This is a genomic window from Bradyrhizobium sp. (genome assembly GCF_035570375.1).
Classification (GTDB): domain Bacteria; phylum Pseudomonadota; class Alphaproteobacteria; order Rhizobiales; family Xanthobacteraceae; genus Bradyrhizobium.
Genome location: NZ_DATMLW010000112.1, coordinates 1 through 20,158 on the forward strand (window position 1 = coordinate 1; position 20,158 = coordinate 20,158).

At 59.2% G+C, this 20,158-nt stretch carries 27 protein-coding genes and 2 pseudogenes; 19 read left to right on the plus strand and 10 right to left on the minus strand.

Translation table 11 applies throughout. From position 1 onward, the window contains the following. Positions 1-104 precede the first annotated feature (104 nt). On the plus strand, positions 105-464 hold the full coding sequence (locus tag VNX23_RS11555) for a sensor histidine kinase (protein ID WP_325630155.1): 360 nt from the start codon (positions 105-107) through the stop codon (positions 462-464). Positions 465-565: 101 nt separating this feature from the next. Here VNX23_RS11555 and VNX23_RS11560 read toward each other — a convergent pair whose 3' ends face one another. Next, positions 566-1,420, minus strand: a complete 855-nt coding sequence (locus VNX23_RS11560; RefSeq protein WP_325630107.1) for an arylamine N-acetyltransferase family protein — start codon at positions 1,418-1,420, stop codon at positions 566-568. Between the two features lie 71 nt (positions 1,421-1,491). Here VNX23_RS11560 and VNX23_RS11565 point away from each other — a divergent pair. Continuing rightward, positions 1,492-1,710, plus strand: a pseudogene (locus VNX23_RS11565) (IS30 family transposase); the annotation flags it as partial. A 120-nt stretch (positions 1,711-1,830) separates the two neighbouring features. Here the strand turns inward: VNX23_RS11565 and VNX23_RS11570 are convergent. The 4 genes from VNX23_RS11570 to VNX23_RS11585 form a co-directional block, all read right to left on the minus strand. Further along, a complete protein-coding gene (locus tag VNX23_RS11570; protein ID WP_325630109.1) occupies positions 1,831-2,247 on the minus strand; it encodes a hypothetical protein in 417 nt (138 codons plus the stop codon). Between the two features lie 164 nt (positions 2,248-2,411). Continuing rightward, complete coding sequence (locus VNX23_RS11575; RefSeq protein ID WP_325630111.1) at positions 2,412-3,284, minus strand: NmrA/HSCARG family protein; 873 nt, start codon at positions 3,282-3,284, stop codon at positions 2,412-2,414. Positions 3,285-3,381: 97 nt separating this feature from the next. Next, positions 3,382-3,753 carry a VOC family protein gene (locus VNX23_RS11580; RefSeq protein ID WP_325630113.1) on the minus strand — a complete coding sequence of 124 codons (372 nt, stop codon included), beginning with the start codon at positions 3,751-3,753 and terminating at the stop codon, positions 3,382-3,384. A gap of 19 nt (positions 3,754-3,772) precedes the next feature. Then, entirely contained in the window at positions 3,773-4,366 is a 594-nt protein-coding gene (locus tag VNX23_RS11585) for an NAD(P)H-dependent oxidoreductase (protein ID WP_325630115.1), read from the minus strand. Positions 4,367-4,493: 127 nt separating this feature from the next. On the opposite strand from VNX23_RS11585, the gene VNX23_RS11590 reads away from it, so the two are divergent. The 4 genes from VNX23_RS11590 (at position 4,494) to VNX23_RS11605 (ending at position 7,704) form a co-directional block, all read left to right on the plus strand. Continuing rightward, a complete protein-coding gene (locus VNX23_RS11590) occupies positions 4,494-5,399 on the plus strand; it encodes a LysR family transcriptional regulator (protein ID WP_325630117.1) in 906 nt (301 codons plus the stop codon). 28 nt (positions 5,400-5,427) lie between these two features. Continuing rightward, a complete protein-coding gene (locus tag VNX23_RS11595) occupies positions 5,428-6,762 on the plus strand; it encodes an FAD-dependent oxidoreductase (RefSeq protein WP_325630119.1) in 1,335 nt (444 codons plus the stop codon). 385 nt (positions 6,763-7,147) lie between these two features. Beyond that, complete coding sequence (locus VNX23_RS11600; RefSeq protein ID WP_325630121.1) at positions 7,148-7,381, plus strand: hypothetical protein; 234 nt, start codon at positions 7,148-7,150, stop codon at positions 7,379-7,381. A gap of 89 nt (positions 7,382-7,470) precedes the next feature. Beyond that, positions 7,471-7,704, plus strand: a complete 234-nt coding sequence (locus VNX23_RS11605) for a hypothetical protein (RefSeq protein WP_325630123.1) — start codon at positions 7,471-7,473, stop codon at positions 7,702-7,704. Between the two features lie 327 nt (positions 7,705-8,031). On the opposite strand, the gene VNX23_RS11610 is transcribed toward VNX23_RS11605, so the two are convergent. Beyond that, a complete protein-coding gene (locus VNX23_RS11610; RefSeq protein WP_325630125.1) occupies positions 8,032-9,729 on the minus strand; it encodes a methyl-accepting chemotaxis protein in 1,698 nt (565 codons plus the stop codon). A gap of 199 nt (positions 9,730-9,928) precedes the next feature. Here VNX23_RS11610 and VNX23_RS11615 point away from each other — a divergent pair, with 199 nt between their 5' ends. From VNX23_RS11615 to VNX23_RS11630, 4 genes are all read left to right on the plus strand, one after another. After that, positions 9,929-10,579 carry a polysaccharide deacetylase family protein gene (locus VNX23_RS11615; protein ID WP_325630127.1) on the plus strand — a complete coding sequence of 217 codons (651 nt, stop codon included), beginning with the start codon at positions 9,929-9,931 and terminating at the stop codon, positions 10,577-10,579. 150 nt (positions 10,580-10,729) lie between these two features. Next, positions 10,730-11,794: a hypothetical protein gene (locus tag VNX23_RS11620; RefSeq protein ID WP_325630129.1), complete on the plus strand. Its 1,065-nt coding sequence runs from the start codon at positions 10,730-10,732 to the stop codon at positions 11,792-11,794. 220 nt (positions 11,795-12,014) lie between these two features. Continuing rightward, complete coding sequence (locus tag VNX23_RS11625) at positions 12,015-12,527, plus strand: DUF1269 domain-containing protein (RefSeq protein ID WP_325630131.1); 513 nt, start codon at positions 12,015-12,017, stop codon at positions 12,525-12,527. 44 nt (positions 12,528-12,571) lie between these two features. Beyond that, positions 12,572-12,766, plus strand: a complete 195-nt coding sequence (locus VNX23_RS11630) for a hypothetical protein (protein ID WP_325630133.1) — start codon at positions 12,572-12,574, stop codon at positions 12,764-12,766. Here the strand turns inward: VNX23_RS11630 and VNX23_RS11635 are convergent. Beyond that, positions 12,763-12,951, minus strand: a complete 189-nt coding sequence (locus VNX23_RS11635; RefSeq protein WP_325630135.1) for a hypothetical protein — start codon at positions 12,949-12,951, stop codon at positions 12,763-12,765. The genes VNX23_RS11630 and VNX23_RS11635 overlap by 4 nt on opposite strands. A gap of 365 nt (positions 12,952-13,316) precedes the next feature. Between VNX23_RS11635 and VNX23_RS11640 the strand changes: the two genes are divergently transcribed. Continuing rightward, positions 13,317-13,925 (plus strand): short chain dehydrogenase, encoded by a 609-nt coding sequence (locus VNX23_RS11640; protein ID WP_325630137.1) that lies wholly within the window; start codon positions 13,317-13,319, stop codon positions 13,923-13,925. An 84-nt stretch (positions 13,926-14,009) separates the two neighbouring features. Here VNX23_RS11640 and VNX23_RS11645 read toward each other — a convergent pair whose 3' ends face one another. Continuing rightward, a complete protein-coding gene (locus tag VNX23_RS11645) occupies positions 14,010-14,414 on the minus strand; it encodes a hypothetical protein (RefSeq protein WP_325630138.1) in 405 nt (134 codons plus the stop codon). 124 nt (positions 14,415-14,538) lie between these two features. Here VNX23_RS11645 and VNX23_RS11650 point away from each other — a divergent pair, with 124 nt between their 5' ends. From VNX23_RS11650 to VNX23_RS11670, 5 genes are all read left to right on the plus strand, one after another. Continuing rightward, positions 14,539-14,784 (plus strand): hypothetical protein, encoded by a 246-nt coding sequence (locus tag VNX23_RS11650; protein ID WP_325630140.1) that lies wholly within the window; start codon positions 14,539-14,541, stop codon positions 14,782-14,784. Positions 14,785-14,965: 181 nt separating this feature from the next. Next, positions 14,966-15,880, plus strand: coding sequence for a hypothetical protein (locus tag VNX23_RS11655; RefSeq protein WP_325630142.1), 915 nt, complete (start codon positions 14,966-14,968; stop codon positions 15,878-15,880). Positions 15,881-16,368: 488 nt separating this feature from the next. Then, a complete protein-coding gene (locus tag VNX23_RS11660; protein WP_325630144.1) occupies positions 16,369-16,638 on the plus strand; it encodes a hypothetical protein in 270 nt (89 codons plus the stop codon). Next, positions 16,631-16,927: a hypothetical protein gene (locus VNX23_RS11665; RefSeq protein WP_325630146.1), complete on the plus strand. Its 297-nt coding sequence runs from the start codon at positions 16,631-16,633 to the stop codon at positions 16,925-16,927. Before VNX23_RS11660 ends, VNX23_RS11665 begins: the two co-directional genes overlap by 8 nt. Positions 16,928-17,004: 77 nt before the next feature. Beyond that, on the plus strand, positions 17,005-17,283 hold the full coding sequence (locus VNX23_RS11670) for a DUF1488 family protein (RefSeq protein WP_325630148.1): 279 nt from the start codon (positions 17,005-17,007) through the stop codon (positions 17,281-17,283). Positions 17,284-17,594: 311 nt separating this feature from the next. Here VNX23_RS11670 and VNX23_RS11675 read toward each other — a convergent pair whose 3' ends face one another. Further along, entirely contained in the window at positions 17,595-17,825 is a 231-nt protein-coding gene (locus VNX23_RS11675; protein WP_325630149.1) for a hypothetical protein, read from the minus strand. Between the two features lie 879 nt (positions 17,826-18,704). Here VNX23_RS11675 and VNX23_RS11680 point away from each other — a divergent pair. The 3 genes from VNX23_RS11680 to VNX23_RS11690 all read left to right on the plus strand — a co-directional run bounded on the left by VNX23_RS11680 (position 18,705) and on the right by VNX23_RS11690 (position 19,818). Continuing rightward, the gene (locus VNX23_RS11680) at positions 18,705-18,914 is read left to right on the plus strand and encodes a cold-shock protein (protein ID WP_325630157.1); all 210 of its coding nucleotides are present in this window, start codon (positions 18,705-18,707) and stop codon (positions 18,912-18,914) included. Between the two features lie 148 nt (positions 18,915-19,062). Continuing rightward, positions 19,063-19,257 carry a hypothetical protein gene (locus VNX23_RS11685; RefSeq protein WP_325630151.1) on the plus strand — a complete coding sequence of 65 codons (195 nt, stop codon included), beginning with the start codon at positions 19,063-19,065 and terminating at the stop codon, positions 19,255-19,257. A 267-nt stretch (positions 19,258-19,524) separates the two neighbouring features. Then, the gene (locus VNX23_RS11690) at positions 19,525-19,818 is read left to right on the plus strand and encodes a hypothetical protein (protein WP_325630153.1); all 294 of its coding nucleotides are present in this window, start codon (positions 19,525-19,527) and stop codon (positions 19,816-19,818) included. Between the two features lie 74 nt (positions 19,819-19,892). Here VNX23_RS11690 and VNX23_RS11695 read toward each other — a convergent pair. Continuing rightward, positions 19,893-20,158: pseudogene (locus VNX23_RS11695) on the minus strand (hypothetical protein); the annotation flags it as partial.

The window sequence follows — 20,158 nt, forward strand, 5'->3', positions numbered from 1 at the left end:
GCAAGCTCAATATTTGCCGGGGCTGCTGAGTGATCGCTGCGACAGGCTCAGTGGAACTTGACCTCGACCGCAATCTCGCTCCGATTGAGGTCGTGTCGCAGGATGTGAATCGCGTGCTCCTTAACCTAATCAGCAACGGATTTTATGCTGTCACCAAGCGTGGACGCGAGGGCAACGGCGCTTTTTACCCGACGCTCAAGATCGCGACCCGCGAGTTCGGCGAAGGCGTCGAGGTCCGGATTCGTGACAACGGAGTCGGCGTTCCGGCGGAGGACCACGAGAAACTGTTCCAGCCCTTCTTCACAACCAAGCCGACCGGGGAAGGCACTGGGCTTGGCCTCTCGATAAGCTACGAGATCATAACCCAGCAACACGGCGGTACCATCACGGTGAAGAGCGAAGTCGGCGACTTCACCGAGTTCACGGTGCGGCTGCCGCGACGCGAGCGTGCGGTCGCAGGATGAATGAGATGAGCCTCGGTATGTCGGCAAATGGCCCTTCGCGTCATTTCGCATGGGCGCAACAATCAGGTCCCTTTCAGGTGAAAACGGACATCAAAGTCTGATTACGCAAAGAATGGATGGGGCGCTCCCTTCTCGCCTTTGCGCTCCATCACATCGATGCAGCTGCGAATCTCATTATCGGTCATGTTTAATCCGAACTCACCGCGCAATACGGACCTAAACTCCGCCTCGTCTTTCAAGTGACGCCTATCAGCCTCACCCGTCGCGTAGCGCACGGTCACTCGCCTATTAAACATTGTGATGCGCGTCCGATTGGGGCCTGGGCGCGCCACGATGATGTTGCTTTGATACGGCGCATCTGGATGGGTGCCGGTATACCAGTTCGTGATCTCGTATTCGGCGTCGTACCTCGGATACGGGATTACGCGATAGATATGTTCCCACGTATCGCGCAGCTTCGCTTGCAGCGTCAGTTCCCCGACGACATTGATGAAGCGCATCGGCTCGTGCGGTGTCGCTTGTTCAATGCCCTCTCGAAGCAAGAGAGCCGATGTGGGAGCGAGGTTGCCGAAGCCCACATCCGCCAGATATGGCCCGTCTGGCAAATCAACCTGCAGCAGCATGTGGATCGCCGGGCACGGGGCATCGATGGCCATGCCGCGCACGACCCTGCCCTGCAGGCTCGTGATCTTGTAACCCAGTGACCGGAGACCTTCCCGAAACAACATGTTCTGTTCCAGGCAGTAGCCGCCGCGCCCGCCGAAGATCATTTTGCGCTGCAGCGACGCGAGGTCGAGCCTCGGCGTCCGCCCGAGCATGATGTCCAACGACTCATACGCAATGGCATGCGAGTGCGCGAAGATGAGCTGATGCAACGTGCAGAGCGTCGGTTCGCGTGAGCCATTGTATCCGATGCGATCGAGCCAAGCTTGTTGGTCGAATGAAGCCGCAGTCATCGAAGTCTAGCCACACTCGAGAGTTCGAGGTCTGAACCTATCCAGCCAGCGGGAGCAAGACAACACGCGGCGTATATTTTTGCGATCCGCAAAGTCCGTGGCAGCGCGGCTCGAACGAGAACACCAATGGCCTGCTGCGACAGTACTTTCCGAAAGGCACCGACTTGTCGGTCCACTCGCAAGCCTATCTGAACAAAGTGGCTCGTCAGCTCAACGAACGACCACGTGAGACCTTGCAATTTGAAACCCCAGCCGAGAGATTTAACGCCTGTGTTGCGTCGACCGGTTGAGCCGGCAGGGCAGAACAGACGTCACAGTTGCTGCCGCTGAGGTCCGAGTTTGACCGGGAGTGTGTTGACGAACGAGACTGGGGGCGTCTGCCGGGTTGCGCCGCAGACCACTTGATGCGCTCAGACGTCTAGGTCCGTTTGCGCGTAATTGAGGAAGTATCCCGTGAATACCGTCGCCCCCAAATAAGCAAACGCGTCGGTGAGTTGCTCATCGCTCCAGCCGGCTTGCTGAGCGACCTTCCAGGTGGCGTCGGTAACGTTTCCCGAATTTGCAGCCGCTTCCCTGACCAGACCGGTCAGCACGTCGATTTTGGCGTCGGTCGTCGGGGTACCCGTCCGCAGGGCGGTGACCTGCTCTTCGGTCCAGCCGTTCATGTGGGCGAGCCGACTGGCGATACGGATCATGTAGCCATTGCCGACCCCGGCCGCCGTTGCGAGAGTTAGTGCCGCACCCACCTTCGGGTCGAAGGTACTGTGCTCGGTAAGCACGGCGCGTAGCGACGTGTATGCCGTCAGGACCGCTGGAGAATGCGCCATCTGGGCATGCAGGTTCGCGGGGCGTCCCGTCGGGGTGGACTGGATGATCTTTTGCAGGAGCGGGCGCGATGCAGCGGGTGCGTCCTCGACTGTATGGGTAGGGATTCGCCCCATCGGTATCACCTCATTCGTGGCTTGCTGAATGCGTCGGACGCGCGGACGTCCTATGCGCCTTGGAGAAGCGTGTTCCAATCCTGCGCCTTCGCCCACGACTCGAAGTCGTGAAAGAAGACATCGGGGAACTCACGGCGGAGCGCCGCGCGATCGAACGTGAAGCCGACACGGTCGAACCACTCATACATCTTGGCGCCGTCCTCACCCATGCGTTGGCGGATGACGTCCAGCGGAATCTGGAAATAGGTAAACGGGCGACCGGTGACCCGCGAGAGGATGGCGAGGACGTCGTTGCCCGTGAGCTCGTCGCTCCCGAGGTCGAAACGCCTGCCTGCGAAGCGGCCTGGGTCCTCGAGGAGGCGAACGGCGACGGCCCCGATGTCCTTGACAGCGACTTGCGTGAGCTGTCTCGCCGGCGGGAGCGGCGTGGCGTAGATGCCCTTGGCGAGCTGCTCTTTGCCGAAATGGAGGTTCTCCATGAAATAGACGGGCGCCAGGACGGTGGCGCATACGCCGATCCTGGCGATGTGCTCTTCGACCTCGTACTTGCTGTCGAAGTGCGGGATGCCCGTCTGCCGATTGGCGGAGCCGACCGAGGCGAAGACGAGGTGTACGCCGGCGGCCTTGGCCGCGTCCGCAGCAGAGATGCCTTGCCGCGTCTCGGCTTGCGGGCCTCCTTCGTATGGCGTCGTCATCGCGAAGAGCGAGGTCGCTCCTTCGAGAACCTTCGTGAGCACGGCCGTGTCTTCGAGTGACGCGCGGACGAGCGTGACACCCGCGTTTGCGAGCTTCCTCGCCTTCGCGGAGTCGGTACTGCGCGTGACGGCGCGAACCTCGTGACCGCGCTCGAGCAGGCTCTTCACCACAGCGCCACCTTGTTTACCCGTGCCTCCCGTGACGACGACGGCAAGCTTCTGCCTCATGATCCACCTGCTTTCACTTGCGGCAATAATCGCTCCGTCTTTTTGCGAGACCGGCGCCAACGGAAAGGCTAAGGCTACTGCGCACCACGCCCGCAGTTTACTGCGGCGCGGTCATCAGCTCGATGACGTGGCCGTCGTAGTCCTTGTAATAGAAGCCACGGCCGCCATTCCAATCGTTGAGCTTGCCGTCTTCCAGGCTCCGGGGCCCGCTTCCAAAGGTGAGCCGAGCGTCCTTGACTCGTTGCAGAATCGCATCGAATTCGGCGTCGCTCACGTGAAACGCGTAATGCTGGCTTGCGATATTTCCCTTCGCGTCAGCGAAGTCCAGCGTCAGTGTGTCATTGACGCGTACCGCCGCAAAGTGACCGCCTGAATCCTCGAAGCGCAGCCCAAAGATCTTCGCGAAGAAGCGAGCGGCGCTCTCCTGGTCGCGGGCCCAAACGATGGTGTGGTTGAGCGTGATCGCCATGGGCTTCCTCCTGCCAGTACTAGGCCGCCTGGCGCAAACTCTTCTCGCGCGCCGCTTTGAGGGCGGCGGTCCACCATGCCAGCTGATCGAGCATCTGTCGGGCGGCCTGATTGAGATGCTCGAGTTCGCCCAGCGGCTTGCCGTCTTTGATCACGGCCAGGTAATCGGGAAACAGGATGTGAATGGCGTTGCGGATCGGCGCCATCTGCAATTCGATGGCGTGGAGCCGCAGCTGCTCTACCGCGCGAGCGCCGCCAACGCCGCCGTAGCCGACGAAAGCGACCGGCTTGTTGCCCCATTCAGCGTAGGCGTAGTCGAGCGCATTCTTCAAAACCGCTGTCGGTCCGCGATTGTATTCGGCAGCCGTGAAGATAAAGGCGTCAAATTCGCCGACTTTCTTCTGCCAGCGCCGGGCGACCTCATCTTTCGACGGAGCGTAGAGCGGCGAAGCTTCCTCCGCGAACAGCGGCATGGGGTAGTCCTTCAAGTCGATCAATTCGACTTCGAAGTCTCCGCGCCGCCGGGCGACCTCCTCGATCCATTGCGCGGCATGACCGCCGAAGCGGTTGGGTCGGATGCTTCCGATGACGATGGCGAGCTTCAGTTTGCTCATAGCAGTTCTCCTTCACGACGAGCTCTGTTGTGCTTCCCCGTGAAGATGGACGCGGGCAGACATGATCGATAAGCTGGAATAGTCCTCATGGGCTATTCCGGTTTTCCGAATAATGGGGCTAATGCCGATGCACGGCCCGAGCCTTGCCGAAACTACCGCCTTTATTGCGGTTGTTGAACTGAAAAGCTTCACCAAGGCGGCCAAGCAGCTGGCGCTGTCGCCGCCGCGCGTGAGTGAAATGGTTCGGAATCTTGAGGATCGACTTGGCGTGCGTCTTGTCGAGCGTACGACGCGCTCGGTGGCTCCGACTGCGGCCGGCGAGCGGTTGCTCGCGCGATTGCGGCCGGCGCTCGACGAGTATCAGGCGGCGCTGGAATCGACCAACGAGTTCCGCGGCAAGCCGGCCGGCACACTGCGCCTCACTGCACCGCAGCCAGCGGCGGATTTTTTTCTTGCCTCCGCCATTCCGCGCTTTCTGGCGCAATATCCCGAGATTTCCCTCGATTTGTCCGTTAGCGATACTCTGACCGACATCGTGGCCGAACGCTTCGATGCCGGCATTCGCATCGGCGAGCGGATTGAACGCGACATGATTGCGGTGCGCGTCACCGACGAACTGCCCCTCGTCGTCGTCGGTTCGCCGGCTTATTTCGAGCGACGGGGCAAACCCAGGACGCCGGACGATCTCGTCGGGCACGACTGCGTGCGCATTCGATTTTCAAGCGGCACCTATGTGCCTTGGCGCTTTCGCGTCAAGCGCCGCGATCTCGAAGTCCACGTCGAGGGCCGGCTCGGCGTCAATTCGGTGGCCGTCGCTCGACAGGCCGCTATCGAAGGCCTCGCGCTGGTACAGACGCCGCCAATCTTCATTGCGCGGGATCTCGCAGCACGCCGGCTGGTGACTGTCCTCGACGAGTGGGCGCCGACTCCGGCGACAGGATTTTTTCTTTATTATCCGAGCCGCCGCCAAATGCGGCCGGCGCTAAAGGCCTTGGTGAATTTTCTGCGCAAGGAGCGCCGCGGCGTGTCATAGTTATCACGGGCGGAAAACGAGACACATTATGGTGCGCGTGAGCGATAAGAGGCCAGGACAAAACCTCAAAACCGACGTCCTTGTCGTCGGCGGAGGTGCGGCTGGCCTCGCTGCCGCCTGCACCGCGGCAAGAGCGGGTGCCCGCGTCTTGCTGCTGGAGAAATACGGCTTTTGCGGCGGCGCGGCAGTGGCGGGCCTGTCCGGCACGGTCTGCGGGCTTTACGCTGCAACCGACAACCGCTCGGCGGCGCCCGAGAAAGTGGTGTTCGGTTTCGCCGATCGCTTTCTGGACGTGATGAAGATGAAGAGCGGCATCACGGATCCCATCCGTTATGGCAAGACTTTCACGCACAGCCACGATCCCCTGGTCTGGCGCGAGGCAGGCGACCATCTGCTCGAGGAATCCGGCGTCAAGGTGCTGTTTCACACCGCCGTCGTCGACGTGCTCAACGACGGCGAACGTGTCGAAGGCGTCGTTGCCTGGACCAAGCAGGGACGCATCGACGTCCAGGCGGGCATCACGATCGACGCGAGCGGCGACGCGGACGTCGCAGCGCTCGCTGGCTTCGAGACCTTCGTCGGCCGCGACGGCATCGTGCAGAATCCCACCATGATTTTCCGCTTGATCGGCGTCGATGTCACGCGCTTCCTGACATGCTATGGCGAAGACTCGATTCTCGGCGACGAAGTCTCTCAGATGATCCGGAACCTGCACAACAGCCGGGAATACGATCTGCCGCGCGCGAAGGTGTTTATGTTTCCGACGCCGCGGCCGAACGAACTGCTCTGCAACTGCACCCGCATCATCGGCCGCGACGGCCGTGAGCTTAATCCGCTGTTCGTGGAAGACATTACCGAAGCGGAGATTCACGGACGCAGGCAGGTGCGCGAATATGCGCGCTTCTTCAGGGACCGTCTGGTCGGCTGCGAAAATGCGCTTGTTAACGACACCGGAGTACAGGTCGGCGTGCGCCAGACTCGCCAGATCAGGGGTGTCGGCATGTTGACCAACGACGATGTGGTTTCAGGTGCCAAGCGCAGGGATTCGATCGCACGCTCGGCTTGGCCGATCGAGCTTCACTCCGGAGAAAAGCCGCGTCTGGAGTGGCTGCTCGACGACTACTACGACATCGCTTACGACAATTTCGTCCCGGCGAGGGGCGAGGGACTTCTGGTCGCCGGACGTTGTCTGTCGGCCGAACATGAAGCCATGGCATCGGCGCGTGTTACGGCTCAATGCTTCTCCTACGGCCAGGCAATCGGCATGGCAGCGACCATGTGCCTGCGCAATCAGGAGGCGCCGCGGAGGCTCAACGTAACCGAGCTTCGGGAGGCGCTGCGCAAGGATGGCGCTGTGATCTAATTCATCGGGGCCCTCGCTCGGGGTCACGCTGTCGCCGGCTGAGCGCTCCGACCGCGCGGCGCGGCGAGACTATTTCGCTACCCCTTCAAGGTTCTGCCCGGCCTAAAGGTCGCTTTCGGTGATCAACTGATCCGTGCGTGCGCCAATGCGGTGATAAATGCCGAGCCGCCGGCGCAGCCACACCTTTGGCGTTCGGGCCTCCTGGCATCCGAGTGAGCCACTTGCTTGCCAACCTGGGCGGCCTGTCGCCGCACCGCAAAAATGGTTGCAGTGCAAAGAGCCCAACAATTGCTTGAACTGGAATCAGCGGAAACCGATAGTTGAAGGGCTGCTGCGGCACTTGCCGAATCAGCAGCAGGGGAAACTTGCAATTGGGGGATTACAGATGGACTTCATCGGCACAGTAAAAGGTTGGGTAGGTTCGTTGACCGAGCTGGGTCTAATGTTGATAGCCTTAGGCATCGTTGCCGCTCTCCTTTCAGGAGATAAGGTTCCTTTCATCGGAACGGTCTCGGGGAATATCGTCAAGTTTGTTTCGGATATGGGGTCGGCCGGATTGGTCGGTTTGATTTCGCTCGGCTTCATCGTCTGGCTGTTCTCCAACCGCAAACTAAGCTGAAGCTCCGCAGTGGAGCAGGCTTCTACGCGGAAGGCGTGGGTGGAGAGAGCTTCTCTCTCCGCCCACTTATTTTGCCTGAAGGCAGCGTCATGATCCTTTTGGACAAAGTGCAGAAGTTTCTCTGGGCGTTCGTCGAATGCGCCTTCCTTGCGCTACTTTCGATCATTCTGATCCACCTGATCCTGGGCGACAATTCCGGAGCCTATGTCAAGTCAGTCGTGGACAACGTCCTTAGATTTGCAGGTGCTGTACCGACACCGAGCCTGATCGGACTTGCGATAGTGGGTATGCTGGTTTACCTGATCGCTGTGCGTTTCCGATAGCGGATGCGCCAGGGGAGCGAGGAAGTGGAAGCCAAGCTCCAAGGCTTGGTGATCGCGGCCTGATCGTAGCTGGGGCCGGCCCGCCCGTGGCAGGCCTCGGTCGTCATCCAGAAGGCGATCTGGCCGGTTGAGCGGATGTCTGATGCTGGGCCCTTGGCGGAATGAGATTGCCTGTCCCTGATGTCCGCCTTTGAGCGCGAGGGGGCATTCCTGCCACCGCCAGTTGGCGCCTTTCGTGGTGCACTCCGGTTCGCGACATCGATGACGAAGCCGAGCCGACCCGGCATTCGAAGACGGCAAGCTTGCGGTCCCCGGATGTGGCTCGTGTTACGCCGCCCGCACTGTCGTGAGAAAGCTCTCGACCTCGTGCTTCAAGCGTTCGGATTGCCTTGCCAGCTCGCCGGCCGAACTTAGAACAAGTTCGGCGGCGGCGCCCACCTGGCCCGAAGCCTGATTCACTTCGGCGATGTTTTGCATGACCCCTTGGGTGCCCTGCGCGGCCTGGTGCACGCTGTGGGCAATCTCCTTGGTCGATGCACCCTGTTCCTCGACCGCGGCGGCGATGGTGGTTGCGATCTCGTTGATCTGACCGATCGTGGCACCAATCTCGCGGATCGCTTCGGCCGTTGTCCCGGTAGCGTCGCGGATCGCCTGGATCTGATCCGCAATTTCCTCGGTCGCCTTGGCGGTCTGGGTCGATAACGCCTTCACTTCGTTGGCCACCACCGCAAAGCCCTTCCCGGCATCGCCGGCTCGCGCGGCTTCGATCGTCGCGTTCAAAGCCAGCAGGTTGGTCTGAGCGGCGATGTTCTGAATGAGACCCATCACCTCGCCGATCTTTTGCGTCGAGGCCAGCAACCCTTCCACCATGGCATTGGTGCGATCTGCCTGGGCAACGGCGCTTTGCGCGATCGACGCCGAGTGGTCGATCTGCTGCGAGATTTCCTGACTTGATCTCGAAAGCTCCTCGGCAGCGGCGGCTACGGTCTGCACATTGCCGGTTGTCTGCTGCGCCGCCGATGCCACCGTCGTGCTCTGCCGCGTCGTCTCCTTTGCAATTGCCGACAGCGATTGCGCCGAGCGTTGCATTTCGGCGGCTGCGGAAGCAGCACCCGCGACAATGCTGCCGACGCTCCTTTCAAAATCGCCTGCTATCCGGTTCATGGCCGCTTTGCGTTCGGCCATGGCGCGAGCGGTGGCCTCCTCACGCTCGGTGCGGACACGATCGGCATCGAACAACCGATCCTTGAAAATGGACAGGCTGCGTGAAATCTGGCCGATCTCGTTGCGATGTCCGGTAAAGGGCACCTCGACGTTCAAGTCACCCTTCGCCAGATGCTCCATGGTGTTGCAAATTCTGTCGAGCGGACGAACGAGGCCTCGGCCAAGGGCGAATGCCGCTATTGCCGCGATGAGCAATCCACCCAGACCCCCGACGGCGATCCAGATCGCCTTGGCGAACACAACCGCCTCGATATCGTCGGTGTAGACGCCCGCCTGGATTGCGAGCAGCTGTTCGCCCTCGCCATAGCCGCCGGCGTAGGTGAGCTTCGGCAGCTCGGGACCACCTGTTGCCTTCGGTACCTCGTATTGGAGAAATCCTCCGCCGGCGCGGGCTTTGCCAACGATGTTCTGGATCACCAGCTGGCCATTATGGTCCTTGTAATCCCAGCGGTTGACATTGATGTATTTCGGGTTGGCATGAACGTAGGTCACACCGGCATTCGAGCTGCCAGCGCCATAGACTCCGAGATAGTCGCTGGATTTGCCCCAGCGCATGGCGCCGATCGCGTCAAAAGCAAGCTGCCGTGCGTCCACCGGCGAAATCTTGCCGGCCCTGGCCTTCTCCTCGTAATTCGAGAGGATTTTCTTTGCCGCCTCGACCACGTCGAACACCTTGGTCCGACGTTCCTCAATCACAGTCTCGCGGAGAACCATCACCTGAGCGACAAGCGCCGAAACGAAGACGACGGTCAAAACCGCAATGATCAAGGCGAACCGTTTGTAGACTGTAAGATGCCGCATCCTGTGTCCTTCGTGACCTGAGCGGCCGCGATGGTACTTTTTGGTGGTTAACTGATTATTGAGGATACGTCCGAAAGCTGTACCTCGAAGGAAGAATGGAAGTAATCGGGCGATTTTCGGCTTGCGAGCTCGCTATTCGGGTATTTTCATCTTGAGGAGATCGCTCGTCTCGATGCGATCCGGAACAAGGAGCGGTCGGTTGACCGAAAGACGCGTCACGCTCACCTTTGACAACGGCCCGACGTCGGGTGTTACCGAGCGCGTGCTCGACCTCCTGGGAGGGGCGAAAATCCTTTCGACGTTCTTCGTCATCGGACGGAAACTCGATGACGGCGCCACGGCCGGCCTGATGAAGCAGGCCCATTCGGCGGGCCACTGGATCGGCAATCACACGCTTTCGCATACGGTTGCCTTGGGCGACCGGCCGGAGCTTGCTTACGCCATCGACGAGATCGAAGGCGCGCAGCAGCGCATCGGAAAATTCGCCCATCCGGAAAAACTGTTTCGACCTTACGGCAACTCCGGCCGGCTCGGACCGCATCTGTTGAGCCGCCCCGCACTCGAGCATCTGCTTGCGCAAAATTTCAGGACGGTGATCTGGAACAATTTGCCGGAAGACTGGAGGGATCCGGACGGATGGGTCGAGAGCTGCATCGCCCAGGTTTTAAAACAGGATTGGAGCGTTGTGGTATTGCACGATGTCGAGAACGCCTGTCTCGTCCGTCTGGGCGAACTGCTTCAACGGCTCCATGATCTCGGCGTCATTTTCGAGCAGGATTTTCCGGACGCCGTCACTCTCACGCGAGGTGGCAGGATCGTCGGTCCGTCGAAGGGTTACATTGCCGACTGAAATTGTGCGGCGTTGGAGCATGATCCGGAAAAGTGGCAACCGGTTTTCCGAAAAGATCCTGCTCGAACAAAGAGATAAGATCATGATGCGATCCGCTTAATCGCATCATGATCTTGAGAAAATTCTGGCGAAATCTTTGGAGGAGGGCGCATGGCGCGCAACATTCTGATCCTTGGAGCCTCGTATGGCTCTCTGCTGGCGACAAAGCTGCTGATGGCGGGTCACCATGCGACCCTGGTTTGTCGCAAGAAGACCGCCGAGCTCATCAATCGTGAAGGCACCGTGGTTCGCATCAGGCTGCGTGACGAGGCGACGCATCGCTCGATCCCCTCGAGCGATCTGCCCGGTAAGCTGGACGCGACTCCGCCCGCGGACGTGGACCTTTCCCGTTATGATCTGGTCTGTCTTGCCATGCAGGAACCCCAATACACCAACCATACGATCCGGGTTCTGATGGTCAAAATCGCGGAGGCGAGGCTGCCTTGTCTTTCGATCATGAACATGCCGCCGTTGCCCTACCTCAAGCGGATCCCGGCCCTGGCCGAAATGGATCTCGAGGAAGCCTATACCAATGCGCAAGTTTGGGAGCGCTTCAAGCCGGGACTGGTGTCGCTCTGCTCGCCCGATCCACAGGCCTTCCGCCCACCGGAAGAGGCGCCGAACGTCCTTCACGTCGGCCTGCCAACAAATTTCAAGGCGGCGATATTTGCCGATGAGACACATAACCGGCTGCTTCGGGAACTCGAGGCCGACATCGATGCCGTGAAGCTCGACGGCCAGGACGTTCCGGTGAAACTCAAGGTGTTCGATTCACTGTTCGTGCCTCTGGCCAAATGGTCGATGCTGTTGACCGGGAACTACCGCTGCATCACAACGCACGAGCCGCAGTCGATCCGCGACGCGGTGCACGATGATCTGGAGCTCTCGGAGTCTATCTATAATCATGTCGATGCCATCGCTCGGCGTCTGGGGGCCGAGGCGAAGGATCAGGTGCCCTTCGAGAAATACGCCAAGGCGGCGGAAAGCCTGCTCAAGCCCTCCTCGGCGGCGAGAGCGGTCGCCAACGGAGCGCCTTTCATCGAGCGGGTCGATCTTTTGGTGAAGTTGATTTCGCATCAGCTTGGCCTGCCCAATGCCGAGATCGATCACACGGTCAAGACCGTGGATCAAAAGCTGAATGAGAGGATCGTGGAGGGCGGATCCGGCACGACTTGACGCGCTCCTGTCGCACCTCCGAAACCAGGTTCGAAGAGATTCGAATTGCCGACCCCCGGCGGTTCCCTTCCTCGACACGCGATCGAAGGGCGTTGATCCACATCAACGCCTTCAGCGGTTCGGCATCCTAGCTTTTTGTGGGCTGGAGATCGCGCATTCACCGTCTCACGTTTGTGAACTCAGCAAATTGAAGCGATGGAAAAAAAGAGGAGAATCCCAGATGAGTGATCTCGTCGTAATCGCATTTCCCACTGAAGCGAAAGCCGAGGAAGTCCGCCAGAAATTGCTGAAAATGCAGGGCGAATACCTGCTCGAGTTGGGCGATGCGGTCATCGCCGTGAAGGACGCCCAGGGTAATGTGAAACTGAACCAGCTGATCAACACGACCAAGGTAGGTGCGGTAGGCGGCACCTTCTGGGGCACGCTGATCGGATTGATCTTTTTGATGCCGCTCGCTGGTGCTGCCCTGGGCGCCGCTTCCGGGGCTCTCGGCGGCTATCTCGCCGATGTCGGCATCAATGACAAATTCATGAAGGATACCGCGGCTGCCATCCAGCCCGGCTCGGCGGCGCTGTTCGTCCTGGTGCGCAAGGTTACGGCAGACAAGGTGCTGGAAGGGCTCAAGGGCGAAGGCGGTACAATCCTCAAGACATCGCTCGACCACACCAAGGAAGCGGCGCTGCAGGCTGCCCTGAAAGGCGTCCAGGCGGTCATTCCGGCTGCTGCCGCCTGACCTCGGCTTTATCGGTCTGACGTAGTCTCGCTGGTCGGCCAAACGTGACCGGCGCGGGTAGCCGCGCGCAGGCCGCGCCGCGCCGGTTGTGCGATCACGACCAGATGTCCGGCACGCTCGTTCGCGACGAGCAGGGCACCCGCCACCGGCCGTATGATCTGATCGTCGAATTCGACAAAGAGAAAATCGACGATCTTCTTAGAGCCCTCGCGTCAAGCCCTGGCTTGCGCAGCCGCTAGTCAAAGGTATTTTTCCGCGCGAAGTCGGACCCGCGGTAGAAGCCGTAGGCTGCATAAGTCGAACCGAAGTGATGTTTAAGGGCGTGATAGTAACCGTAATGGTGATGATGACCGTGCATTGCCATCACAGGGGTCGCCATCACAAGCGAAAGTGCAGTCACTGCCATCAATCCGAATTTCGTCATGACCGTTCTCCTTTCACAACTGACTTTGGAACGGTTTTTCGCCATCCCCATTAAATTGCACTTTATAAACATCAAACCGGCGTGATCGGCGCCCGGGAGAATAACTGTCCGCATGGGAGACCAAGTGACTTCGCTGTCGCCGGGCGGGAACTGAACGTAGTGTGGCGGTTCAGAAGTCCGCATCATTTTCTGCCGCGAGTTTATCGCGCGGACTTCTGAACCCAAGCCACACTGGAATTAATAAGTTGCCAGTGTCCTTTCGATTCCGAAGTTCGTAAACGAAACGATACGAACTCGGAATCGGGACACAAGCCTTGCCGCCTCAATGGTCCGAAAAGCGGAGCGCACAGAAAACGGAGGGAGTCATGAAAATCGTTGTCATCGGCGCGAGCGGGACGATCGGAAGCGCAGTGGTGAAACTGCTGAAGCAGAGGCATCAGGTCATCGCGGTCTCGCGCTCCGGCGGCGATCACCGTGCCAACATCACGAGCAAGGCTTCGCTCGAGGCAGCTCTTGGCGCGATCGGCAAGGTCGATGCGATCGTGAGCACGACGGGAAGCGCGGTGTTCAAGCCATTGGCTGCGCTGGCGGATGCGGATTTCGAAAAATCGCTTCACGACAAGCTGATGGGGCAAGTCAACGTCGTCCGCGTTGGTAGCCAGCAGATTTTGTCGGGCGGCTCGATCACGCTGACAAGCGGCATTCTCGCGCAACACCCGATTCCGGGCTCCGCCGCCATCAGCCTGGTCAACGCGGGACTGGAAGGCTTCGCGCGCGCAGCCGCACTCGAACTCAAGTCGGCCAACGTTCGCGTGAACGTCGTCAGCCCGCCCTGGGTGAAGGAGACGCTTGTGGCGCTGAAAATGGACCCCGCGCCCGGCATGCCCGCCGACGATGTCGCCAAGGCCTATGCCCGGAGCGTGGAGGGCAGCGCGAGCGGCGAGGTCATCGACGCGCGAAAGGCTGTTACTTGATCCTTTTTGTGATGAAAGCTGCCGACGATGCAGCCGGGTTCAATGCAAGAGCGCGTGGTCGCGGCCGGTCACCGGTCGTAGGACCTATGGTCCGGATGACCTGGGCTTGAGTTCAAAGACTGCGGTGCCAATCATCGAGGGGAATTGAGGCGGCTCCGGGCCGGGCTCGCCGGTGTTCACAAGGGCCATATACACCGAAAGCGAATTCAGCCGGCATTCAGCGCGCCAGATTTCGATCAAGACGGTGCATTCGTTCGCAGCCATGTTGTAGACCGCGCGACGGGCGGTGTCCTGGGCGGTGGGGCTCGGCACGGCGCGGGGGTCCGCCAGTCCCTCGATCCGTGCCCGGAAGGTCGTCGTGATCTGGATGATCGGGTCAGGGTCAAATGCCGAAGGGGCGGGCTCCGGGCCTCTGGGGGACGGCATTTGTGCGGATGCGGTTGCGATCAGCGTTAACGCCGCATAGGCGGCAACGACAAAACTTCTCATGAACATCCCGATCAGGCGCCTTCGCCAAGCATTCATCCAAAGCATATGGTACCGGCAGGATCAGCCAATCCCAAGCGCTATTGCTACCTCCGCTTGCATTTTGGTCGGCTTTTATGCCGGTCTCATGACAGCAGGCGGTCGCGGCGGAAGCGATATCCCTCTGGGGGAAATCGTCGGCAACGCCGCTTTCGAAGTACCGCCCCAGGTCGCCGCGCTCGGCGAGTGTGGCGATCTCCCCGCAAGCGGGAGAGGCGAACTGAACCACTCCACCTCGCGCCCGGAATGCGCGCCGACGACGTCGCAAAAAGCCTATGCCCGGAGCGCCGAAGGCAGCGCGAGCGGAGAAGTCATCGACGTGGCCGTGGCCTGATCGTTTTTTTGATAAACTTCCGAGGACATGGTCTGTTATCTCGAACAGGCGGGGACGGAGAGGGAAGGACCTGTCAGGTCCTTCCCTCGCACATGATGAGCCAAACCGCCTGAATTTATTTGGCGTCACTATCCGGCTGGCGTAGCGGTCGCGAGCCGCACCGCAAAAGGAGGAAATAAACGTGATCGGAAAATCTTCGATTAATCTGGCGTTCGCGATCTGCCTCGTCACTTTCCAAACGATGATCGCCCACGGGGCGTCGGCAAAAGAACTAAAAGTGCTCTCGGAGCAGACAGCCAAGGGATTTGGCCATGTGGAATCGGTTGCCTATGATCCCAAGGGCAAGGTGCTTTACACCAGTGACTTCGGTCCCGACCTCAAGCCGGCGGATAAGGATGCGAGGGGCAAGATCACCAAAGTATCGCTGGACGGAAAAATCCTTGAGGATGGTTTTCTCCCGGTGAAGGGCCAGGTGCTCAACAAGCCGAAAGGCATCTGGATCAAGGGCAACCGCCTCTGGGTCACCGACATCGATTCGGTTTGGGTATTCGATCTCAAGACCAAGAAAGGCAAGAAGCTCGATCTGCCCGACGTCACCTTTGCCAATGACGTGACGGTGATGGACGATGCGCTCTATGTCAGCGACAACCGCTCCGACCAGCTGGTGCGCGTGGAGCCCGCCGATTTCCTCGAATCGAAAGCGGATCCCAAGATCACGGTGGTGTTCAAGGAAAAGTCGATCAATCCCAACGGGGTCTATTCCGGCAAGGGCGGCGCGCTGATGATGGTCGGATTCAAGGGAAAGGATGATCCGCGCGGCATCTACTCTATGCTACCCGGCAAGGAGCCCGAGCTTTTGTCCGACAAGATCGGCATGCTCGACGGGCTCTATGTGATGAGCAATGGCGACGTGCTGGCAACCGATTGGGTGTCAGGATCGCTATTCCAGTGGAACAAGACCATGGGAATGAAGAAGCTCGCGGCCGACTTCAAGGGGCCGGCCGATTTCTGCGCATTCCCGAATAACAAAGGCCTGATGGTGGTAGTGCCCGATCTGGTCAAGGGCGAACTGCGCTTCGTGCAACTTGGAAATTAGGCTTTCGCGGCCGAGAATACGGCTTCTTGTCTGCAGGGTTGCGAGAGAAATTCATCGTCATTGCCTCGTCATGCCCGGGCAAAAGCGCCAACGGGTCCGCGCAGGGCGCGGCCCGATGACAGGCTCCGCGCGTCTTCGCGCTAGACGTCCCGGGCATCCACGTCCTCGCTTCGAAAACAGGAAAGACGTGGATGGCCGTGATAAGCACGGCGATGACGATCATCGCTTGATCACCAACACGCCGTCGTTGATCCGCACGTTTCGCACTTCATCCAGTTCGTAGGAAAGGTGGAGGCGCAGCGATACCCATCGCATCACAATGCACACGAGGTTGGTGGGTTTCGCAAGCGCTCCACCCGTCCTGCGGGCTGAACGTCCTGGAGCTGTCCGCGTCGTCGCGCAACAAAGAGGTAGCTAATCAAGGCGAAAGGGCGCATGCTGCAGGCATTCAGCGTGGGCGCAGGGCTGTTGCGAAAGGCAGGCGGGCAATGACGATCCGCTCGCGGCGGGAAACCGTCACCTTCAAACACCCGTTCCGGATCCGGGGCATCGAACGCCTTTTGCCCGCCGGCGCCTATGAGGTCATCACCGACGAAGAGATGATCGAAGGACTTTCGTTCGCCGCATTCCGCCGCGTTGCGACCATGATCGTGGTGCCTGTGGCGGCCTCGCACGGCTTGGCGACGGAGATGATATCGATCGGCTCGGTCGATCTGTCCGATGCGCAGCGAATCGACGCGAGCATTCGCGATGACTGACGAACCGCTCGATCTCGACAAACATCGCGGCATGGCCGCCCAGAAGGCGACTGAGCTCCGTCGTATTCTGGCCGAGGTTGAAAACCACGCAAAGGAACTGCGCGATCGACAGGCCGCCCTGGAAAACCAGCTCCTGTCGGTCCCCGCCCTATCCTGGGCGGACGCGGCCGCCAAGGCACGCTACGTCCTGAATTTATATGCCGCTGGATTGTCGCGGAACGACACCCGTCATCGAGATCTCGTAGCTGCGATATTGGATGATTTTGCGCGCCTCACTCGCGAAGGCTGAAGGGGTCGGACGAGCGTCCCCTGCATTGACGATCGCTTCGCTCGAAGTGTGGCCCACCGCTTAACGGAGCAGGGCAAATGACGCTCACACGTGGACGCCTTATCGGTTACGAATTTGACAGGATGGTCATGCTGTTTTCGATGATGGACGGCCAAAGGGAGATACCTTGCGCCATCTCGACCTCCGCCATGGATAGTCTGGAAAGCCTGGCGCAGTCGAAGCCGAACCAGCGCGAGGCGCAATTCATGCGGCTGCGCGACCGGATTGAAGAGCGTGCCGATCGCAAATTCCTGGCAATGGAGTTCGAAGGAAAGCCCCCCGGCATTGTCTTGCGCAGCATCGACTTCCAGAACTAACGCATGATCCGGACCCGAAGGGCCGCGTTAGCGCAAAGTGTGCAGCGGTTTTCCCTCGCGACAAACGCGGAACGCGTTTGCGCGGAGATCACGCGTTAGCAAGAGACTAAAGCCCGATGGCGATTCGACCTAAATTCATCGCGCTTTAGTCGCAAGAAACACGTCCGCCAGACGTCGCCTGCCCAAGAATATGTTCGACCACCTCAGGGGCGTGACAGACTTTCGGATTGGGAAGCGACGACCCTGAACACCTCATTCAACGCCTGCTGCGTGAGGGCAAGCACAGCATTGGCCCGGTGGCGACCCGGCGATTATGACGGTTGCCGTTCAATTGGAGCAATACTGTAGGTATAGGGATCGGCAAGACTGCCCTTGCCATCACGAGCCAGCCTGCCTTGTTCGTACAATATCAGACAATCAGCCTTGACACGCTGTTGGTAGGTCTTGTCCTCCCAGTACAGCATTTCTGCGATATCGATTGCCGTTAGTTTTAATCGACGTTTCCGCTTCAACAAGTCGAGAATATCATCCGCAATCGTCATTGTAGCCTCCCTTGAGATGGCAAGTGAACAATATCAGAAGGCTTCTGACGGCCGCGCTCAAATAAACCCTGCGCGGAGATTGATCGGGCTTGCGGCGGCCTGCAACAAGCGCATAGTGCCCTGATGGCTGATGCGCCCATCCCCCCGTTAAGTTCCGAAGAGTTCACTTCATTGCATGAGCTCAGCAGGGGCGATTTGCAACGCGATATACCCCAGCATCACTGGGAACGCCTTGTCGCTTTGGGTTACGCATTAAGGCGACTTGGACGGCTCGAGCTGACGGAAGCTGGTGCCCGCCGACTGGCACAACGCAAATAGCTAGAGTTCGGTTCAGAAGTCCGCATCATTATTGCCGCGCGTTCGTCATGCGGACTTCTGAACCAAAAGCCACACTAGAACTGTGGAGTTCCTGGTGTCCCTTTCGATTCCGAAGTTCGTAAATGAGTATGCCGCGTCATGATACGAACTTCGGAAACGGGACACTAGTGTGGCGGTTCAGAAGTCCGCATCATGATTGCCGCGCGTTCGTCATGCGGACTTCTGAACCAAAGCCACACTAGAACTATGGATTTCCTGGTGTCCCTTTCGATTCCGAAGTTCGTAAATGAGTATGCCGCGTCATGATACGAACTTCGAAAAACGGGACACTAGGGTGTGAATTCTCGAGGAAAAGAGATGTAAGAGCTGGCGAACTTCGCAATTAAATTGGTTGGCCGGCTTGCAAAGCAGTCAAAAGTGTATAGGTTTCCTTCTATTCGATTAGCCGCTGTGCCTTGTTGAATGCGCCCGCGGGCTCCTTTTCCAAAGTCGACGACGAAGTTGAATTGGTTCGCGTGGACAGCCGCGCGAAAAACGCGCGTGTGCGCTTTGGAGAAGAGAATGGCGACAGGTACTGTGAAATGGTTCAACGGCCAAAAAGGCTTTGGATTTATCCAGCCGAACGACGGCGGCAAAGATGTGTTCGTTCACATCAGCGCCGTTGAACGGGCGGGTCTTTCCGGCCTTGCTGAAGGTCAGAAGGTCAACTTCGAAATCAAGGCCGACAAGATCCGGGGCAAAACCAGCGCGGAGAATCTGTCGCTGGCTTGAGCCGTTAGCGCCATTTCACGGATGTACTGAACTGGCAGTGGAGCCCGCCCGATCCCAGGATCGAGCGGGCTTGGCAGCGCCTCCGACCGCTGGTGAGGCGACTGCAATTGGGGCTTCGCCTGGCCTCCACGTAGCGCGGGAGGTTCTCATGCGCCTGACGAGCGAAGGTACCCTCCGGGCTCGGGCGCGTAAGCTCGGCTATTCCATCCATAAGTCTCGATCGCGTTCGATTAACGAGGACAATCTTGGAAAATACGCGCTCGTCAAGGAAGACAGCAAGAGCGTTGTTCTCGGCGAGCGGTTTGATGCCTCGCTTGAGGAGATCGCGGAATATTTGAGCTGATGCCTCCGCGGGGGTCGTTGAACGCCTCCATGATAGGCGAGGTCGATCGGGACAAATATCAAGCGCCTGTTCGAACTGAGCCGATTGATGGCCTTCGTGATAAACATCAGCGAGGTGTCCTGTCGGGCGACGGAGCGCGGCAAGGCAGCCGTCTCACGCTTCGCAACGCCGGCGATCTGCAAAACGGCGATCTGACTTGGAACAAGGCTGCAAGAGCTGTCGCAGCGCCGTATTGGCGAATGCGGAAAACGCGTTCAGGATAAGGTCATGAAATTAAACCAAGCCCAGATAAGCCGGACTCTCTCTCAGTTCAGAGCACAGGTGCTTGCCGAGGATCACCCGGCTGTCGCGCAATTCTGCGAACTGTTTGGGCATCATACCTACTTTCTCGACACCAAGGGACTCCACGTGTTGGAGCTGCTCGAGGTTCCTGGAATGGAAGCTCAGGACGGAGAGATGATAAGCATTGCCGACTGGAGCGATGCGAATTTTACGACGCTGACCTCGCATCAGCCCGAGCCGACGGGCGTCGTCATTAGCCTGAAGGAGGTTCGTCATTGAGACGGTGAGGGCTTCGGCTCACGGCGCACTTGCTTTTGTTGTGCTTGTTCCGCTCACGGAACGGGACCATCCGCTCACGCCGCAACCGGCTCGAGCTCCTCCAGCCGTTTTTCTTCAGCATCGAAGACTTTGACCTGCAATTTGGGAAAGCGGTTCTTCAATTCCATACCTTCCTTCAGAGCCCGATCTTTGGTCTTGAACTCGGTCTTCATTTGACCGTCCACGATGAGGGCGTAGCCACTCGTGAGTGGTTTGGTCGATGCCTTGATCGCGCGTGCAGATGTTGACGAGGCGGTCCTGCGCTGTTGGCGCATGGAAAAACTCCTGATTTGGGAATAGA

Excerpts from the sequence above, each read along its gene's own strand:
- VNX23_RS11605 (WP_325630123.1), top strand. The coding sequence starts at position 7,471 with ATGATCCTTTTGGACAAAGTGCAGAAGTTTCTCTGGGCGTTCGTCGAA.
- VNX23_RS11635 (WP_325630135.1), bottom strand. The coding sequence starts at position 12,951 with ATGACGAAATTCGGATTGATGGCAGTGACTGCACTTTCGCTTGTGATG.
- VNX23_RS11660 (WP_325630144.1), top strand. The coding sequence starts at position 16,369 with ATGACGATCCGCTCGCGGCGGGAAACCGTCACCTTCAAACACCCGTTC.
- VNX23_RS11580 (WP_325630113.1), bottom strand. The coding sequence starts at position 3,753 with ATGGCGATCACGCTCAACCACACCATCGTTTGGGCCCGCGACCAGGAG.
- VNX23_RS11675 (WP_325630149.1), bottom strand. The coding sequence starts at position 17,825 with ATGACGATTGCGGATGATATTCTCGACTTGTTGAAGCGGAAACGTCGA.
- VNX23_RS11680 (WP_325630157.1), top strand. The coding sequence starts at position 18,705 with ATGGCGACAGGTACTGTGAAATGGTTCAACGGCCAAAAAGGCTTTGGA.
- VNX23_RS11610 (WP_325630125.1), bottom strand. The coding sequence starts at position 9,729 with ATGCGGCATCTTACAGTCTACAAACGGTTCGCCTTGATCATTGCGGTT.
- VNX23_RS11585 (WP_325630115.1), bottom strand. The coding sequence starts at position 4,366 with ATGAGCAAACTGAAGCTCGCCATCGTCATCGGAAGCATCCGACCCAAC.
- VNX23_RS11620 (WP_325630129.1), top strand. The coding sequence starts at position 10,730 with ATGGCGCGCAACATTCTGATCCTTGGAGCCTCGTATGGCTCTCTGCTG.
- VNX23_RS11590 (WP_325630117.1), top strand. The coding sequence starts at position 4,494 with ATGCACGGCCCGAGCCTTGCCGAAACTACCGCCTTTATTGCGGTTGTT.
- VNX23_RS11575 (WP_325630111.1), bottom strand. The coding sequence starts at position 3,284 with ATGAGGCAGAAGCTTGCCGTCGTCGTCACGGGAGGCACGGGTAAACAA.
- VNX23_RS11570 (WP_325630109.1), bottom strand. The coding sequence starts at position 2,247 with ATGGCGCATTCTCCAGCGGTCCTGACGGCATACACGTCGCTACGCGCC.
- VNX23_RS11645 (WP_325630138.1), bottom strand. The coding sequence starts at position 14,414 with ATGAGAAGTTTTGTCGTTGCCGCCTATGCGGCGTTAACGCTGATCGCA.
- VNX23_RS11625 (WP_325630131.1), top strand. The coding sequence starts at position 12,015 with ATGAGTGATCTCGTCGTAATCGCATTTCCCACTGAAGCGAAAGCCGAG.
- VNX23_RS11665 (WP_325630146.1), top strand. The coding sequence starts at position 16,631 with ATGACTGACGAACCGCTCGATCTCGACAAACATCGCGGCATGGCCGCC.
- VNX23_RS11685 (WP_325630151.1), top strand. The coding sequence starts at position 19,063 with ATGCGCCTGACGAGCGAAGGTACCCTCCGGGCTCGGGCGCGTAAGCTC.
- VNX23_RS11600 (WP_325630121.1), top strand. The coding sequence starts at position 7,148 with ATGGACTTCATCGGCACAGTAAAAGGTTGGGTAGGTTCGTTGACCGAG.
- VNX23_RS11650 (WP_325630140.1), top strand. The coding sequence starts at position 14,539 with ATGACAGCAGGCGGTCGCGGCGGAAGCGATATCCCTCTGGGGGAAATC.
- VNX23_RS11690 (WP_325630153.1), top strand. The coding sequence starts at position 19,525 with ATGAAATTAAACCAAGCCCAGATAAGCCGGACTCTCTCTCAGTTCAGA.
- VNX23_RS11670 (WP_325630148.1), top strand. The coding sequence starts at position 17,005 with ATGACGCTCACACGTGGACGCCTTATCGGTTACGAATTTGACAGGATG.
- VNX23_RS11560 (WP_325630107.1), bottom strand. The coding sequence starts at position 1,420 with ATGACTGCGGCTTCATTCGACCAACAAGCTTGGCTCGATCGCATCGGA.
- VNX23_RS11595 (WP_325630119.1), top strand. The coding sequence starts at position 5,428 with ATGGTGCGCGTGAGCGATAAGAGGCCAGGACAAAACCTCAAAACCGAC.
- VNX23_RS11640 (WP_325630137.1), top strand. The coding sequence starts at position 13,317 with ATGAAAATCGTTGTCATCGGCGCGAGCGGGACGATCGGAAGCGCAGTG.